Source organism: Ectobacillus funiculus, from assembly GCF_004138295.1.
In the GTDB taxonomy this organism is placed as follows: domain Bacteria; phylum Bacillota; class Bacilli; order Bacillales; family Bacillaceae_G; genus Ectobacillus; species Ectobacillus funiculus.
In genome coordinates, this window is sequence record NZ_SCFM01000009.1 from 126616 (window position 1) to 143430 (window position 16815).

15 protein-coding genes are annotated in these 16815 nt (G+C 38.4%); 10 read left to right on the forward strand and 5 right to left on the reverse strand.

Annotation, left to right across the window (positions count from 1 at the left end):
- The first annotated feature begins 333 nt into the window (after positions 1-333).
- The 8 genes from EP737_RS08805 to EP737_RS26515 all read left to right on the forward strand — a co-directional run bounded on the left by EP737_RS08805 (position 334) and on the right by EP737_RS26515 (position 9649).
- A complete protein-coding gene (locus EP737_RS08805) occupies positions 334-1287 on the forward strand; it encodes a transglycosylase SLT domain-containing protein (RefSeq protein WP_129727598.1) in 954 nt (317 codons plus the stop codon).
- A gap of 319 nt (positions 1288-1606) precedes the next feature.
- Complete coding sequence (locus EP737_RS25990; RefSeq protein ID WP_205650909.1) at positions 1607-1801, forward strand: hypothetical protein; 195 nt, start codon at positions 1607-1609, stop codon at positions 1799-1801.
- Positions 1802-1853: 52 nt separating this feature from the next.
- On the forward strand, positions 1854-3191 hold the full coding sequence (locus EP737_RS08810; RefSeq protein ID WP_129727599.1) for a sensor histidine kinase: 1338 nt from the start codon (positions 1854-1856) through the stop codon (positions 3189-3191).
- Positions 3172-3777, forward strand: a complete 606-nt coding sequence (locus EP737_RS08815; protein ID WP_129727600.1) for a response regulator — start codon at positions 3172-3174, stop codon at positions 3775-3777. The genes EP737_RS08810 and EP737_RS08815 overlap by 20 nt, the downstream gene beginning before the upstream one ends.
- 624 nt (positions 3778-4401) lie before the next feature.
- The gene (locus EP737_RS08820) at positions 4402-5670 is read left to right on the forward strand and encodes a cation:dicarboxylate symporter family transporter (protein ID WP_129727601.1); all 1269 of its coding nucleotides are present in this window, start codon (positions 4402-4404) and stop codon (positions 5668-5670) included.
- Positions 5671-5992: 322 nt separating this feature from the next.
- A complete protein-coding gene (gene ggt, locus EP737_RS08825) occupies positions 5993-8074 on the forward strand; it encodes a gamma-glutamyltransferase (protein WP_129727602.1) in 2082 nt (693 codons plus the stop codon).
- A gap of 66 nt (positions 8075-8140) precedes the next feature.
- Positions 8141-9427, forward strand: coding sequence for a Glu/Leu/Phe/Val family dehydrogenase (locus EP737_RS08830; protein ID WP_129727603.1), 1287 nt, complete (start codon positions 8141-8143; stop codon positions 9425-9427).
- A gap of 87 nt (positions 9428-9514) precedes the next feature.
- On the forward strand, positions 9515-9649 hold the full coding sequence (locus tag EP737_RS26515) for a hypothetical protein (RefSeq protein ID WP_281278881.1): 135 nt from the start codon (positions 9515-9517) through the stop codon (positions 9647-9649).
- 356 nt (positions 9650-10005) lie between these two features.
- On the opposite strand, the gene EP737_RS08835 is transcribed toward EP737_RS26515, so the two are convergent.
- Entirely contained in the window at positions 10006-10518 is a 513-nt protein-coding gene (locus EP737_RS08835) for a DUF6241 domain-containing protein (RefSeq protein ID WP_129727604.1), read from the reverse strand.
- Positions 10519-10775: 257 nt separating this feature from the next.
- Here EP737_RS08835 and EP737_RS08840 point away from each other — a divergent pair, with 257 nt between their 5' ends.
- The gene (locus EP737_RS08840; RefSeq protein ID WP_129727605.1) at positions 10776-11543 is read left to right on the forward strand and encodes a hypothetical protein; all 768 of its coding nucleotides are present in this window, start codon (positions 10776-10778) and stop codon (positions 11541-11543) included.
- Positions 11544-12003: 460 nt separating this feature from the next.
- On the opposite strand, the gene EP737_RS08845 is transcribed toward EP737_RS08840, so the two are convergent.
- Both EP737_RS08845 and EP737_RS08850 read right to left on the reverse strand, forming a co-directional pair.
- A complete protein-coding gene (locus EP737_RS08845; protein ID WP_129727606.1) occupies positions 12004-12216 on the reverse strand; it encodes a DUF2922 domain-containing protein in 213 nt (70 codons plus the stop codon).
- A gap of 75 nt (positions 12217-12291) precedes the next feature.
- Positions 12292-12516 (reverse strand): DUF1659 domain-containing protein, encoded by a 225-nt coding sequence (locus EP737_RS08850; RefSeq protein ID WP_129727607.1) that lies wholly within the window; start codon positions 12514-12516, stop codon positions 12292-12294.
- A gap of 161 nt (positions 12517-12677) precedes the next feature.
- On the opposite strand from EP737_RS08850, the gene EP737_RS08855 reads away from it, so the two are divergent.
- Positions 12678-13178: a VanZ family protein gene (locus EP737_RS08855; protein ID WP_129727608.1), complete on the forward strand. Its 501-nt coding sequence runs from the start codon at positions 12678-12680 to the stop codon at positions 13176-13178.
- A gap of 228 nt (positions 13179-13406) precedes the next feature.
- On the opposite strand, the gene EP737_RS08860 is transcribed toward EP737_RS08855, so the two are convergent.
- On the reverse strand, positions 13407-14147 hold the full coding sequence (locus EP737_RS08860; protein ID WP_129727609.1) for a YdcF family protein: 741 nt from the start codon (positions 14145-14147) through the stop codon (positions 13407-13409).
- Between the two features lie 1334 nt (positions 14148-15481).
- Positions 15482-16411 carry a LysM peptidoglycan-binding domain-containing protein gene (locus EP737_RS08865; RefSeq protein ID WP_129727610.1) on the reverse strand — a complete coding sequence of 310 codons (930 nt, stop codon included), beginning with the start codon at positions 16409-16411 and terminating at the stop codon, positions 15482-15484.
- Between the last annotated feature and the right edge of the window lie 404 nt (positions 16412-16815).

Genomic DNA, 16815 nt, shown 5'->3' on the forward strand with positions numbered 1-16815 from the left:
GAGAAGATTCTCTCCTTTTTACATCGTCGGTTATGGGCAAACGAGGACAATGTGATTTCTTATATTTTTATAGTGTGTGAGAGCAGAGGCTATATCTAATTTATAGGTGCTTTCCTCAAAATTAACCGTTCCTGTTTTTGTTGGATCGCGTTTAAAATATTTCATCTAATAAGGTAGTGGAAAATTAGAGAAGACCTAGTTTAGCTCACTTGCCTGGTTACACAAAATACAACATATGGGTAATTTATACTTTTCTGAGATTGATTGTTTAACATTAAAATCTATTATGCTATTATGGAAACATTGAAAATTAATAGATTGGGGAATGAAAGCATGAAATCGATCTTAGTGAGAGCAGGATTATTAGCTTGTTTGATACTCTTAGGTTGTTCCTATAAAGGAGCTTCCGCAGAGGTGACATGGCCATCTAAATGTGGATCATATGGTGTAATACAGCCAAATCAAAACCCTTCTTTTCAGCATTTAAACTGCTTACTTACAAATGCAGCTTTAGAAGCAAACATCCCTCCCGAGGTTGTAAAGGCTGTGGCTACAAAGGAGAGCGGTTGGAAGCAATTTGATGGGAATGGTCAGCCGATCATTTCACAAGATGGCGGAATCGGCCTTATGCAAATTACAAATCAATCAGGCTATGACCAACAGAAATTGAAGTATGACATCAACTACAATATCCAAGCTGGTGTTGAAATTCTTAGTAAAATGTATCAGCGTACAGATCTTCCAAAAATAAAGGATGCCAAACCAGAGGTTATTGAAAACTGGTACTTCTCTGTCATGGCTTACAACGGTACGAAGCCTGCAAATAGTCCTCTTTATCAGTCCAATGGGACAAGAAATCTAAACGCCTATCAGGAGAAAGTCTTCGCCCTTATTGAAAGGGACAGCTTCTTAAGTGATACGAAATTAGGCCAGTACCCTTTTAAGACAACTGATTTTGAATATAGTTCCAATAGTGATGCGAACATTAAGTTTAAAAAGCTGGAATACATACTAACGGATCCGCTGCATCCTTCTAGATACCTTTTCCAAACAGGTAATCAGGTAGTCGTAACAAGGGACAGTGTAAATTTAAGATCAAAACCTAGTAGCTCCTCTTCAATTGTAAGTGTGTTAGCTAAAAATACTAGCTTGATTATCCAAGGGAATTTTTCATATGATCAATCTTTAAGCAGTAGCAACCAATTTGTATGGTACCCAGTGAAAACTGCAGATCAAAGGGTAGTAGGTTATATTTCCTCTGCTTATATTATGAAGGTAGGAATGTAACAAAAGTAAATGTAGCAACAGATAAGGTAAGTCCAAAGGGTATTGGTACCCCAGTTATCATTTCAACAACATATGAGGGAAGCTGCAATCCGGAGTATCGATTCTTTGTCTGGGATGGTAACGGTGTTCTTACTACATTGCAGGGAAGTAATGAACGAAAAGCGTCCTCTAGACGGCGCTTTTCGTGACTGCTGTAATTGAAAATGTACTAGTTGATTTAATAGGAATACTGGTATATTGGTAACGTGGACAATTGAATTAGATAAGTTTATCTCCGCTGAATAGCGGTTTTTTTGTGCCCTACTATTACATTAGAGTTATGAACATCTTTCATAGAAGGGGATTTGATCCGTACCCTGCTGCTCGCATGACATATAGCAGCATGGCTGCACCAGGAAGAAAAGAACTGCAACTCGAAAAAATACATTATAATGATATCATTGCAACTACGGGGATAACTAACATCAAAGAAAGTACGGCTCACGTTCTTTCCGTCGAACAATTTAGGAAGTAAAAGGTATCGGAATTTCTTCATGAATAGCTATCTTAGCTAGAAAGGATAATATATGGGTAAGTCACTTAACAGAAAATCAGTATGGATCGGGATCGCTTTAATTTTTTTAGGCATTTCCATGCCGCATTGGCTCAGTTCGAAAAATATCGGTCTAGATAGGTTAATGAATAGTATGGAAGAAGATCCTCAAGGAAATACCCTCTTGATCATGGCTTTTTCGATAGTTACGCTTAATACAGTCCGTGCACTTCCTTTTTATCTCGGCGCTATTTTGTTGGGAAATGGGGTGGGAGAACGATTACAGAGAAATTGGCTCAAATTAGTTATTCCTATTGTGGCCATCCCACTTACCTATGTGATTATAAATCTATCAGTTAAATCCAATTATCATTTTGGTGCCCCAGCTATTCTTATACTTTTATGTATTATTTTAATACAGCTGTTGGAAAAAGAACGATTGGGGTTATTTATGAAATCCGTTATTATTGTTCAAATTCTTTTTGGAGTTCAATGGTTAGATGAAGTCCCCTTTCTCACGGATTATGGGTTTGGTCATGGAAGAATCTCAACTACAGTCAAGCTATGGGCTGTTAAAACTGGGTTTGATCAAGCTCTCTCATTATATGCAATCGTACTTTGTACTATATTTCTAATTAATGCGTTCATCCTAACGGGGTATTTGGTTAAATGGAGAATGATTCAAGAGCTGCATATTGTAAAATTACAGGCTCTTGAGGCCCGTTCTGATAAAGAGGTATTAAATCTAGTTCATGATCTAAAAACCCCATTAGCCTCTATTGAGGGGATTATTTCTTTAATTGGCCTATATAACAAAGATGGAAAAACCGAGGAATATTGCCGTGTGATTTCAGTGTCTATTCGTTCTATGAGTGAAATGATTTCTGAAATTTTATATAAATCTCATAAAAGCTGTTGTTCCTTAAAAAGTCTGGTTGATTACATATTATCAAGTCGGCTAAGTGGTACGAATAAAAGGGTTTATCTAGAATTACCCGATAACCCAGAAAAAGTTAAAATTTTGATTAACAAGATCCGGATGACCCGTGCAATCGTGAATTTGCTTAATAATGCTTTTGACGCTATTGAAGGATATCCTGGAGGAAAAGTGACGATAAAAGCTAAAATGTATGATAATCAGATTTTATTAGGTGTATCTGATAGTGGAAAAGGAATGCCTGAGGAGGAGCAGACGAAGATTTGGAGAGCAGGATATAGCACAAAAGGCCAATCAGGGATTGGATTATCTTTTGTTCAGCAAGTGATCGAAGAGCATAATGGAACAGTGTCTATTGAAAGTAACATTGGACAAGGAACCACAGTTTGGCTTCACTTAGCAGGGGGAAATGATGATGAAGATTTTAGTTGTTGATGATGACAAATCTGTTCGCTATATGTTGAAGGAAATTTGTGATTTTGCAGGGTGGGAAGCAATAGCTTGCAGCAATGGAATCGAGGGTGTAGAACAATTCGTAAAAAATGAGATTGATGTTGTTCTCGTAGATTTCCATATGCCTGAAATGGACGGATTAATGACTGTTCATGAAATCCGCAGGCTTAGTAGTGAGGTTCCCATTCTTGTTTTAACAGTAGATGAACGACAGGAGCTTGCGGATCGTTTTTTAGCGGGAGGGGCAACAGACTTTGCCTTAAAACCAATAAAGGCACCTGATCTCATTTGCCGCATTCAATTACATAAGCGGCTTTTCGAAGCGACAAAAACAAAGGAAGATGTTTTTGTAACGAAAGGAATGAGTCAAACGACGTTATCACATGTTTCGGTATTTTTACAATCCTGTAGCCAGCCCTGCACAATTGCTGAAATTACAGAAGAGGTAGGTTTAGCTTATCCTACAGTTTATCGCTGTCTCGTTCACTTAATCCAAACAGAGAAGGTCCGTAAGATTGTAAGCTATCAAAAGATTGGTAGGCCTAAACATCTTTATCAGTGGATATAAACTTGGCACGCAAAGCATAAATTTTGTCTAAGATTACAAAGACAGAATTTATGCTTTTTACTTTTTTTCTTTTTTTTCCGTTTTATTAGAAAAAAAGAAGAGATATACTCTTCTTAGCTTAAGAGGTGAAAGGGTTTTCAAAAGGGAGGGAGTTATCTTAAGTAAAAGAATTTTTTTGGAACCTAATCATGAAATTGACACAGAGGGGGTGTTTTTTAATTCTAGTAAGGTTATCCTCTGAGGAATGTAGCTCTTTGTAAAGATAAAGGATTTGCAGAACATCCATTATAGTAATGATTACCGATATTTCTGTTTAAACTCTGTTCTGTAATAGTAGCATGCGTCTTAACCTATCTTCATTTGTGCTTCCATTTCATTTTTTAATCACCCCAGACTAGACTAAACATTTATTGTTTCCATGTTTCCCTTGTGACTAAGGTCATGTTTTAGAATTCATTACACAATACAAAGTTAGTAAATTAGATTTATAAAGCGACTTTTTTTCTTTTTTTTCTCTGTGATTTATGTAAGAAAATATAACGCAAATGTGTTTTTAAAAAAAGTTAGCGATTATGATAGGAAACAAGGTTTTACAAAATCCTAGAAAAAGAAGGGAGTATTGGAATGAAAAGAATAGGACTAGCATGGCAAATTTGTATTGGATTAATTGGGGGAATTGTTGTAGGAGCCATTTTCTTTGGAAATCCAAAGGTGGCGGAGTTTCTGCAGCCAATCGGAGATATCTTTATTCACCTCATTAAAATGATTGTGATTCCAATCGTGGTCTCAAGTTTAATTATTGGTGTAGCTGGTGTGGGCGATTTGAAAAAGCTCGGTAAACTTGGTGGCAAAACCCTTTTATATTTTGAAATTATTACGACTATCGCCATTGTGGTTGGGTTGTTAGCAGCAAATATTTTTCAGCCTGGCAGCGGTATTGATATGTCATCCTTGCAGAAAACAGATATCGGCAGCTATGTTGCTACAACTGAAGAAACAAAGAGTCACGGCTTTGCGGAAACATTTGTTCATATTGTTCCTACGAATGTCTTTCAAGCAATGACGGAAGGAAATATGTTGGCGATTATTTTCTTCTCTGTGTTTTTTGGCATGGGAGTAGCTGCGATTGGGGAAAAGGGGAAGCCGGTTTTAAAGTTTTTCGAAGGTACAGCTGATGCAATGTTCTTTGTAACAAATCAAATCATGAAGTTTGCTCCGTTTGGTGTATTTGCCTTGATTGGTGTGACAGTATCTAAATTCGGTGTTCAATCACTCATTCCGTTGAGTAAGCTCACGATTCTAGTTTATGCAACGATGATATTCTTTGTTATTTGTATATTAGGTATTATAGCTAGATGGGTAGGCATTAACATCTTTCAGTTTATCAAACTATTAAAGGATGAACTTATCCTAGCTTACTCCACAGCAAGCTCTGAAACTGTTCTACCAAGGATTATGAACAAGATGGAGAAGTTAGGATGTCCAAAAGGAATTGCTTCATTTGTTATTCCAACAGGCTACTCGTTTAACCTAGATGGTTCCACGTTGTATCAGGCGATAGCGGCTATCTTTATTGCGCAAATGTATGGTATTGATTTATCGATTGGTACACAAATTTCGTTAGTGCTTGTACTAATGGTTACATCTAAGGGGATTGCTGGTGTTCCAGGCGTATCATTTGTTGTACTGCTGGCTACGCTCGGTACGGTTGGAATTCCTGTAGAGGGGTTAGCATTTATTGCTGGGATTGACCGTCTTTTGGATATGGCGAGAACAGCTGTAAACGTGGTAGGAAACTCATTAGCAGCAGTTGTTATCTCAAAGTGGGAAGGCCAGTTTAATGCTACCGGTAGAGTAGACCGCATAAAAACAAGAAGTGAAGAAGTTTCATAAGACTTTGATTTTCTGGTTCATTGCAATCCTAAGCGGAAAAACAAAAAAGATCTCGTTATTTTAAAAGAGCTAAACGGTTTCGTTGTTTATTGCCACAGTTTCTCGCACTGTGGGAAAGTATAAATTTCTAGCTGGAAGTCGATTCGATGTAGCGAGAAATTTTAGGAATACAGTATAAGTGCAACTACGCCTCTGTCTTTGCCCAAAGGCAGGGCTCGCCAATCGGCGAGTTTTCTTTAAAATTATTGTGGCAGAAGAAGTTTATTTTTATACATTTTGCAAGAGGCTATAGGCTTTTAAAAGATATAAAAGGAGACTATCTATGAAATATCTAAAAAAATCTATGTTAGTTACTTTTAGCTTTTTTTGTCTGACTACACCAGCTTTTGCAAGCGTTCCTGGGGTAGATGATTCTATGAAAAAAGGAGCCACAGAAGGAATAGTATCAGCTTCCCATCCACTAGCTGCCGAGGCGGGTAAAAAAATATTAGAACAAGGTGGAAATGCTGTTGATGCGGCAGCTGCTATTCAACTATCGTTAAACGTTGTTGAACCAATGATGTCAGGAATTGGTGGCGGCGGCTTTATGATGATTTATCGCAAGGATGAAAATAAAATAACTATGCTTGATAGCCGTGAAATGGCCCCGGAGAACGTCACACCTGAACTTTTTTTAGATGAAAAAGGACAACCAGTTCCTTTTAGTGAACGTCATACAACTGGAAAAGCAGTCGCTGTTCCAGGGACGATAAAAGGGGTTGAAGCAGCTCTTGAGAAATATGGAACAATGAAGCTATCCCAAGTGATTGAGCCAGCTATTGAGCAAGCAGAAAAAGGTATTAAGGTTAACTGGTCAATGGCTCAGTATATTGATGAGAATGTCCAGAAGCTCCAAAAATATCAAACAGCAGCAAATGTGTTTGTTCCCAATGGTAAGCCTTTAAAGGAGGGAGCAACCCTCATTCAGCCAGACTTGGCAAAGACGCTTAAATTACTTCAACAACAAGGGTCTAAGGCATTTTATACAGGTGAAATTGGGGAAGCACTTGTCAAAGAAGTGCAACAACGTGGCGGAACAATGACAACAAAGGATCTAGAAAACTATGTAGTGAAGGAACGGGAGCCTGTTAAATCGAATTATCGAGGCTTTGAGGTTGTCAGTGCAGCTCCACCAAGTTCAGGTGGTTTGACTGTTCAGGAGATTTTGAAGCTAATGGAAGGTTTCGATGTACAAAAGATGGGAGTAAACTCACCAGCATATCTTCATCATCTAACAGAAGCAATGCATTTGGCTTATGCTGATCGAGCGGCTTATATGGCAGATGAAGACTTTTATGATGTGCCAACAAAAGGACTTTTAGATGAAGAATATATAAAGGAGAGAAGAAAGCTTATTAATCCAGATAAGGCTACTGCTGATGTTAAAGAAGGTGATCCATGGAAGTATGAAGGCAAGGATTCCCCTTCCCAAGTGACAGTAAAAGAGAGCAACCCGATCGGACAAACAACTCACTTCTCCGTTATGGATAAATGGGGAAATATGGTTTCTTATACCACGACAATCGAACAAGTATTCGGTTCTGGTATTATGGTGCCAGGCTACGGATTTATGTTAAACAATGAAATGACCGATTTTGATGCAACCCCGGGCGGTGTTAATCAGGTAGAGCCAAGAAAACGGCCAAGAAGCAGTATGTCACCAACCCTTCTTTTAAAAGAAGGTCAGCCGTTTATGGCTATTGGTTCCCCAGGGGGACCAACGATTATCGCCTCAGTTGCTGAAACGATTCTTAACGTTATTGATCATCAAATGCCAATCCAGGAAGCTATTTTAACACCTCGCATTTATTCAGGGGGTTATCCTACTGTTAGATGGGAGCCAGGAATTGATCAAAATACAAGATTAGAATTAATGGCAAAAGGCCATGTGTTTGAGGAAGTCCCACAAAATATTGGGAATGTACAGGCGGTTATCTTTGATTATGAAAATGGAAAGATGTATGGGGGAGCCGATGATACAAGAGAAGGAACGGTGCTTGGTGTAGATGCAGTATCATATACGTCTAAAGAGCCAAGAGCAATAAAAGAAGAGGAAAAAGGACCGTTTACCTTTAAAGTAAATGGTAACGTGTATCCATATACGGCAAAGCAAATGAGGATAATAGATGGAAAACCTTTTATTCAATCAGATAAATTACTACTCGGTTTAGGGATTATCGAATCAACGGATTTAACAACATATAAATCGGATAAAACATCCTATTTACCTGTTATAAAAGTCGCTGAGTCATTGGGATATAAGGTGAGCTGGAATGAGGAAGAGAAGGTAGTACTACTAGAAAAGGATTTATCTAACTCTGACAGCCCAAATGATGATGAGGATGATGAGATTATCACGAAATAACCTTTTAAGTATTTTGTAGGTCTGGGTTAACTACAGTTTGTAGAGATAGATAGAGGAGGAATCGTAATGAGTGTGAAACAAGCCGAGATTAGAAAAGAAAAACGGGAGACAAACGAACAACTGAGTGTGTTAGAGAGCACCCAGCAGGTGATTCATACAGCACTTGAAAATATGGGATATAGAGAGGAAGTATATGAGTTATTAAAAGAACCCCTCAGATTATTAACGGTTCGGATTCCTGTGAGGATGGATGATGGCTCTGTTAGAGTATTTACTGGATACCGTGCACAGCATAATGATGCGATCGGACCGACAAAGGGTGGGATTCGTTTCCACCCGAATGTGACAGAGGAGGAGGTAAAAGCTCTTTCTATGTGGATGAGTATTAAATGCGGAATTACGGGTCTTCCTTATGGAGGGGGAAAGGGTGGAATTCAATGTGACCCGAGGGAGATGTCCTTCCAAGAGTTAGAACGGTTAAGTCGTGGTTATGTTCGTGCTATCAGTCAAATTGTTGGGCCAACAAAGGATATTCCCGCCCCTGATGTATTTACGAATTCGCAAATTATGGCATGGATGATGGATGAATATAGCCGAATTCGTGAGTTTGATTCGCCTGGGTTTATTACAGGGAAACCATTGGTATTAGGCGGTTCTGTCGGAAGAGAATCCTCTACTGCTAAAGGTGTGATTATCGCAATGAAAGAAGCTGCAAAAGTGAAGGGGTTAGAAATAAGAGGCTCCAAAGTGATTATCCAAGGATTTGGAAATGCGGGGAGTTTTCTTGCAAAGTTTCTTCATGATGAGGGAGCGAAAGTTGTTGGGATCTCGGATGCGTATGGCGCTTTATATGATCCGGAAGGTCTAGATATTGATTACTTATTAGATAAACGAGATTCGTTTGGAACGGTTACAAGGCAGTTCTCAAGCAGAATTACAAATCAAGAGCTTCTCATACAGCCGTGTGATATTTTAGTGCCGGCAGCACTTGAGAACCAAATTACCGAAGAAAATGCGGCAGATATTCAGGCGCAAATTGTAGTAGAGGCAGCCAACGGACCGACAACTTTAAGGGCGACAGAAATTTTAACTGAAAGAGGGACATTAATTGTTCCAGATGTGTTGGCAAACTCCGGCGGTGTCATTGTTTCTTACTTTGAATGGGTACAAAATAACCAAGGTTATTACTGGACAGAGGAAGAAGTCGACACTAAACTCGAAGCAATCTTGACGGCATCCTTTTTGCAGGTTCATCAAACGGCCATTACTCGAGGGATTAATATGAGATTGGCAGCATATATGGTCGGATTGAAAAAGATGGTAGAGGCTTCTAGTTTTAGAGGGTGGATATAAGTTTAATAGAGTAGAAGGTTTTGTTATTGGGGTTCTCTATCCATTCTAAAGGATTACAGGATAATTTTTCATTGGGGGAAGCGTTTCGTGTGGGTAATCACTGTTTATGCTAAAAATAAAATTAACATGCTTGAGTTTGATGTTGAAGGAGAGGCGAGAGCGGCTTTTGAGAGAATTCAAGGCTGTAAAATCCTTTCCGAGGTAATTTATTTTAATGATTGAAGCACTATGATATCAACTTAACGTATGATATCCCTCTCTCCTCCTGAGTGACCAAATGACTAGATAACTACGATTTAAGGGGGGAGAGGGGGAAATAAGAGAGAAGGCGGGATCCTCCTCTTTTTATGCATCAATCTGTTATAGTAACGGCTTCAAAACAGCATAAAATCAAGTATGTATAAAGTCATGCATAATTAATAAATTCCGGAAGTCATTCATACCAAGGGTTTTAGCATTTTCCAACTTCCGATAATTGTACGTTATGTAAATCTGACATGAAAAAATATGCATGTGTCATGCAACTTGCATTTTGAGGAAAGGCGAGCATCCATTTCTTCACCTCATTTAATCATTAATTAATTCTCACTTCCCAAATAAGCCTTTTCTTCCTCTGCTGTAGCAAGTCTGGTAGCTTTTCCGATGTTTCCACCTTCCCATTCCCAAACCTGATTATGAACCTCAACACAGTTGGAGAAATCACCTTGCTCCCACTTTTTCAGAGCTTCCATATAAAAGTCATAATGAGTAAGATGATCCTTATTTTTCTCCACTATTTCAATTGTTGACTTAATGTTTTTTGAAGACATTAAAGTGAATGTCCATTTCTCATTAGCTACTACCTTTTGATGAGTCATTCCATGAAGAAGATGTTCTACTTCTGCATCAGTAACCGATTCAGACTGTGGATCAACCACATCTTTGACTCTAAGCTCAGTTGGATTTACATCTTCAGCTTTATCTTCAGCTGGAACAGTCACATTCTTTACTTCCCAATTATTAATAAAATAAAAAGCCCCATAAGCACTTCCTGCTAACAATCCAATGGAAATCATAATCCACATTAAAATTTTCATTATCGATTTTGTCATAATATCCCCCTGTTGGAAAATCTTTTATTATTCATTATAACATCTGAATATCTTAGATGATCCAAAGGGAGGAAAGAAGCTTATTTTCTTGCTGCGATTCACCAACCTTATAAATACGAAATCATAGCACGGTTATGTATACTATATGTTTACTCATCTTTCACGTACTAGATTAAAAAAAGAAAAGTTTAAGACATTCCGTTCCCTGGGAGGTTACAATTAAAAGGTTAATATTTTTTACAAAAGGAGAGAAAACGTTGAAAAGAAGAATTGGAGTATTCACAGTATTATTATCATGCTCCCTTGCTCTTTTTGCATGTTCAGCAAAGCAAGAGACAAATGGACAAGCTACAACAACTACAGATAGTCCATCAAGCACAAGCAACACAGAAACAAAGCAAACGGAAGTGGAACCAGTTAAGGAATTGAAGTCAGTTGAAACAATGAAAAAGGAGACTCAGGAATTTTGGGAATCACTTAAGAATGTGGATGCTCCAAAATTGAATGAGTCTGTGCAGACATGGGATGAATATTACGCAAAACCAGATTATCCTAACCGATTATCTGCATTAAACTTTACTTCTTCTTCTTTTGAAGGGAAGTCAGTTGTTACTTCTTTCAGCATAGCTCCGCATAGTGCTACTGCTGGATATGACACAATAATGAGCTTACAAGATGGTATTGCAATTGCTAAGAACTTACTACCAAAAGGATATGATCAAAAAGAAGAGACATTTTCCATCTTATATCTAGATGCACCAGCATTATTAACTTATCAGGTGGAATATGTAGCAAATGGATCTGTACCAAAAGAATCAGAGCATTTTTATCTTGTGTTTACTTATAATAACCTTGGAATAACTTCAGTTTCTATGAGTAAGGAGAAGAGAGGTTATAACCAACCTGAAATGGGAGGTAAGTACACTTACCTCAAACCGGATCTAGTTGGAGATGAAGCTGCTCTCAAAAACCTCACAGAGGTTCAATCCAAGCAGGATGTCAAGCAAGAATATATTGTACAGTAGTCCACTTTATCCTAGAAACACCTTGTAGCATTGAATGAGCTGGCAAAAGAGTACAAAAAACAGCAGTATGCTAAGTATTTGGAGTAAATCGGCGGGGAGCTTGCAGAAATGCAGCTCCTTTTTATTTGAGATTAGATACCTCAAGGTGTCCGTAGATAAAAATATTTAAATTTATACATGTTTTTGGTGTAAATTACTTAGTGGACCATTAAATGGTAGTTCAATTTACCAGTCTAAAATAAAACATAACTTGGAAATTGAAGGCGTTGAAGAGGTTGAATGTTGGGCGGAAGCTCCATCGATTGCTGAAAAGGCAAATGTCAGATAGGATAGCATGCGGCAATGATGGAGGAGATGGAGCAAGAGACTGCTTAATTTAAAGTGAATTAATTGTAACAACACAAATCTTAGAAGCATGTATAAAAGAGGAGGCCTGAGAAAGCCCCCCTCTTTTGTATACTTAATTCAGCTTAACTTCCGCCACGGTACGCTCGACAATACGAGCTCCCTTTTTACGGGCATTTTGCCCAAGTGTTAGAAAGACATCGGCTGCGATCACTGTATCCATAACGCTGTTCACCGCTGCCTCATTCACAGGAGTGATGGGGCTATCGATGGTGAATGTGACGGTTTTGCCATCCTCACGCAAAAACTGCAATTCAAGAACCTGCATGTGAGATTCCTCCTTCTTTAAACGGTTTAGGATAGGGTTAGCTCAATGAAGAATATCAAGGAGCTAACCGCTTGATTACGCTTGGGCTACGTCATTTGTGCTTAGCACTTGCACCGCATCTAGTGTGTATGTTTGCAGGGAAGCAAGGGCAATTGCTGCTTCATGCACCTTGTCCGGCTGTGCATTTGGCTTGATTCCTTTGTACAGCTTGTTTTTCAAAACAGGTTTGCCGTTCATGTCCATCCCGCCATTGAAGACGAGGCGTACACTTACATCTGTTATCAATGTTTGTACTGCCATCTCCATCACCCCCTTCGCCTGATATATACATGCGAAGAGAGAAAATGGGCTTAAGCGGCGAAAAAATTTGGTTTTCCTGCCTGTTATAGAGAGAGACGTGCCCTATGTCCGCTTTTTATAAATATATGGTACACTGAGGGGGAGATGGAGGGACACTAGCAATGAAGAAATGGATGCAACTATGGCTGCCAGTGCTGCTTTGGATAGGGATGATTTTTTATTTTTCCTCGCAGCCATACGAAAAGCAGGATATGAGACCAACATTTGCGCAATATGTAGATGAGCATACTGTGGAGAAATATTTTTCTTGGGTAGATTTTACTTATGTGGGGCATGAGGTTAGCATTGCCCATTTAGGAGTACCAGGCTTTTTAGAGTTCTTTTTACGAAAGGGTGCACACTTCTCTGTATACTTTGTATTAGCTATTCTACTGCATCGTGCACTTTCTCATTATTCCATGAGGAAGGGACAGGCTGTGATATTTGCGCTACTGTTAACGGCTGCATATGCCGGATTTGATGAAGTTCATCAGTCGTTTACAAAGGATCGGACGCCGCTTTGGCAGGATGCTGTTTTAGATACAGTCGGAGGATCATTTGGACTTGCAGCTCGGTTGCTGTTTATGAGACTGAAGCGTAGAGGTTCAGCTGCCCGTATATAGGAGCTACAGAAAAGGAATATGCTTTGGAGAAGGAACGCCCTGGGAGAACCAGGGCGTTTCTTTTATATTTTGAACGCCCAGCTAAGCTATTGTCTGTTAGCTGATGAAAGTCTAGCCCGGAGAATATGGGTGAAGACCATGGACGGTGTGAAGAACTTGGAAGACAGCACCTAAGAATCCTCGAAGTTAAGGGGATATCTCCTCCCTCATAGTTTTCCTATACAACAATTACAAATATAAAGCTGCAATACCTACGTATTCTTTGATTGCAAGAAATAACGGTGTTTGGAGAGAAGGAGTGAGTTGATTTAGGTCTATAGATAAATCTTGGCTCGATTGGTAGTCTGTAGGATAGGGTTGTACACTAATCCCGAGATTGTTAAAGTTTCTTACTGCCCGTTCCATGTGAAAGGCCGATGTGACCAAAATAGGTTTGTGCCATTTATGTTTTTTCAATAATTGCTTTGTAAATTTGGCGTTCTGTTCAGTGTTAATACTCTTGTTTTCAAGGATAATTTTCTCTTCGGGTACTCCTAGGCTAATGAGTTGGCGTTTAGCGATATTAGCCTCATTTCCGTAATTTGTAAATACCTGACCACCCGAGAGGATAATAGGTAATCTTGTTTGATTGTAAAGTCTAATAGTAGTTAGTAGTCGATTGGCTCCATTACCAGAAAGTTGACCTTTCCCATCGATATCTGGTGAATCGGGTGTAGCTCCACCCCCTAGCATCACAATGACATCTCCATCCACTTGAGAAGGCGGTGTATGACGTTGCTCTAATGTTTGGGTGAGGATATTCCCAGTTAAAGGGATTACAGATATGTAAAGAAGTAACGTTATAATAAATAACACTTTAGCTACTAATTTTTCCCGTCGGTATAGCCAAATACTCAAAAGAACTAATAAGGTTACGAAGCCCCCCGGCGGAAGAATGAATCCGTAAATAAGTTTTATAATGTAAGTCATAGCATACGATGCCCCTTTCTTCTTCCCGATTATAACTCACACTTAACTTTAGATTAAACTAGTATGAAGTGAAAAGATTTAAATTTAAACAAATACGGTTTCGGTTCTTTGTTATATAGACATATTTTAAGAATAGCTCCGTGGTTGTTCTTTTCTTTTGAGTAAAGAGAGTATACAAAGGGATAGCTGGGAAGACTTTCATAATATTTTCATTTTGACTTTATAGAAAATAAACAAAAAATCTTTAATGAAAATTGGTTACTCTAGAGGTATTTAAAAAGGAAGAGTTTAATAAAATAGATCTTATTTTACTAAATTTACCAATTGGGAGATGGTAAAATGCGAGCCTTGTATTTGAAGCAAGTCTGGACGCCATTAAAATGGTTTGGTATATCCGTTTTTAAGGATCAAGAAGACGGAAGGTATTATTAAAGGAAGTAAGGTGAGCGTCTGAAACGTCTAGGGAAAGTCAGGTAGAGTAATTTTTATATTAATGTTTTTGAAGGGAGCTACATAGCTCTCTTTTTCCATTATGGGGAGGGGATGTAGACAGGGAGATCTGATAAAAATCTCATAATGTTTTCATTTTCATTTTATAAAATATAGATAAACCTTTAATAAAAATTGGTTATTGTAGATGAGTAGATTCATGGTTTATATATGGGCGTTGCTGAAAATAAAGTATTTATGTTTTAAATAAATACGGATTTTGTAATATAGGCATTCTACTTTGTAAAAAATATATACATTGGAAACGTTTTCATATATGATTGATGTACACAGTTAAAAATTGTAATTAATTAACAAAGCCTGTTAAGGAGTGAGTTTACATGGAAGAGCAAGGGAATTTCTTAATTGGTTTAATGTGTGGGGCCCCTTTGAGTGTTCTACTATGGATTTCATTCTTTGGGTGGTTAAAGTTAATATGGAATCTTATTTGATAAATGCTTTGAGTAGAAACTTAGAGAAGAGAATATTATGTTTTTTATGTCAAAACACCATTTTTTATTAAGCTAGAGGGGCAGAGATGCTGCAAATACAGTTTTTGTAGTAAATAAAGAACGATTTCTCTCCCTTTTTATGATTAAAAGAAACTTTAGAAGATAGCAGGAGTAAAAACCTTACTAATAATCGAGGTTTCCTTGAAAGAAAGGATCTAGGGTTCTCATTGGTTATTTTCATGCAGACCTGTTTACTAGAAAAAGGCCTATAAATAGGCCTTTTTTATCAGAGCGTTGAGGCAGCCCAAGGGCTGTCTCGAGAAATCAGTCCTCTACTCTACGAGTGCAACTACAGCACCGTCCTCGCCAATTAGCGGGTGTTCTTTACTAGTCTCATCTTATGCCAATTAGTGTGTCGCCCGTATAGCTGATTTCAACAATTTTATTATAGTATTCGTTTGTATAGTCTATCCCTTGTCGTGAAGGGATTAATTCGAGTGTTTCTCCGCCATTTAGAGGTGAAAACGCAACTGTATCGTCACCTGCCCCTAAACAAATGGCAACGACTACTGTGACATCAGAAGGAATTTTAATAATCTGGTTGGCTCTAACCTTGTTTAGGTTAAGTCCTGGATTAGCGGCTGCAATGTCTTGCAGTGTCGCATTATAAAATGAGGCTAGTTCGCTAACCGTTTCTCCCTTTTTGATGCTAACATCAAGAATGGTCTTCTTTGTAGCATTTACAGGACTTGCGATAGGTTGTTGAGCCTGCTGTTGTATCATTGGACTTGCAGTAGGGGTTACTGCCGTTTCTTGACTTGCTGGTATGTATAACGAATCAGGATCAACCTGGTGTTGTGTAATATAATTACTTCCGTTTACTTTGAGTTTCTCAGCTGGCGGCAGGGTGATAACCGTTCCGGCAACGAGCTGCCCTTTTTTGTTCAATTTGTCTTGGTTCACATCTAAGACCCTCTGCCAAGAGAGTTCCTGATAATAAGACGCTAATTTGCTCGGTGAGTCCCCAGGCTGAACCTGATAAGCAATATCCATTCCGCATTCACAAGCTTCTGAATGAGTATATACCAAAAGTCCACTCACGAACACAAATCCTGTCAGCGCTCTTCTTAAAACTGGCTTTTTGTTGCTATTCTTCGTTCTTTGTAGAAAGCTTGTGCTGATAAATTTTAATTGGATCCCCTCTAGTTTAAAGATTTTTCTCTTTGGTTTCTTTCCAAACCTTGCTTTTCTGCTTGCCCCGGCTGGTACAAAGAAGCCGTCCATTGTTAATGTGGCAGTTGCTTGAATAGTTGAAGTTTGCATTTGTTCTCCTCCTTATGAATAGGACGTGTTATTTTGAAATTTGAGGCTGTTGAAAAATATCAGGATTTTCAAATGTGTCAACCATTTCTTATGTATAAATGTAGAGCAGAGCAAGCATAGCGCGGTAGTTTGCGCTGTAAAAGCGTATAAATCTCTAGCTGGAAGACTATTCGACGTAGCGAGAAATGTTAGGAATACAGTATAAGGGCAACCACTCCTCTGTCTTCATCCAAGGGCAGGGTTTGCCAATCGGCGAGTTTTCTATATTTAGATGTCGAAAAATTCTGATTTTTATTTTCATACTTGAACTTATATCTATCTATGTGTAAATAATTCGTCATGATTTTACATAACTCCTTCAGATTAGGAGGAATTCGTGTCTTATAAGCATAAATGAAGTATCT

Coding starts and splice junctions, on each gene's coding strand:
- EP737_RS25990 (WP_205650909.1), top strand. CDS start 1,607: ATGAACATCTTTCATAGAAGGGGATTTGATCCGTACCCTGCTGCTCGC.
- ggt (WP_129727602.1), top strand. CDS start 5,993: ATGAAATATCTAAAAAAATCTATGTTAGTTACTTTTAGCTTTTTTTGT.
- EP737_RS08860 (WP_129727609.1), bottom strand. CDS start 14,147: ATGACTTACATTATAAAACTTATTTACGGATTCATTCTTCCGCCGGGG.
- EP737_RS08830 (WP_129727603.1), top strand. CDS start 8,141: ATGAGTGTGAAACAAGCCGAGATTAGAAAAGAAAAACGGGAGACAAAC.
- EP737_RS08855 (WP_129727608.1), top strand. CDS start 12,678: ATGAAGAAATGGATGCAACTATGGCTGCCAGTGCTGCTTTGGATAGGG.
- EP737_RS08850 (WP_129727607.1), bottom strand. CDS start 12,516: ATGGCAGTACAAACATTGATAACAGATGTAAGTGTACGCCTCGTCTTC.
- EP737_RS08865 (WP_129727610.1), bottom strand. CDS start 16,411: ATGCAAACTTCAACTATTCAAGCAACTGCCACATTAACAATGGACGGC.
- EP737_RS08815 (WP_129727600.1), top strand. CDS start 3,172: ATGAAGATTTTAGTTGTTGATGATGACAAATCTGTTCGCTATATGTTG.
- EP737_RS08845 (WP_129727606.1), bottom strand. CDS start 12,216: ATGCAGGTTCTTGAATTGCAGTTTTTGCGTGAGGATGGCAAAACCGTC.
- EP737_RS08810 (WP_129727599.1), top strand. CDS start 1,854: ATGGGTAAGTCACTTAACAGAAAATCAGTATGGATCGGGATCGCTTTA.
- EP737_RS08805 (WP_129727598.1), top strand. CDS start 334: ATGAAATCGATCTTAGTGAGAGCAGGATTATTAGCTTGTTTGATACTC.
- EP737_RS08835 (WP_129727604.1), bottom strand. CDS start 10,518: ATGACAAAATCGATAATGAAAATTTTAATGTGGATTATGATTTCCATT.
- EP737_RS08820 (WP_129727601.1), top strand. CDS start 4,402: ATGAAAAGAATAGGACTAGCATGGCAAATTTGTATTGGATTAATTGGG.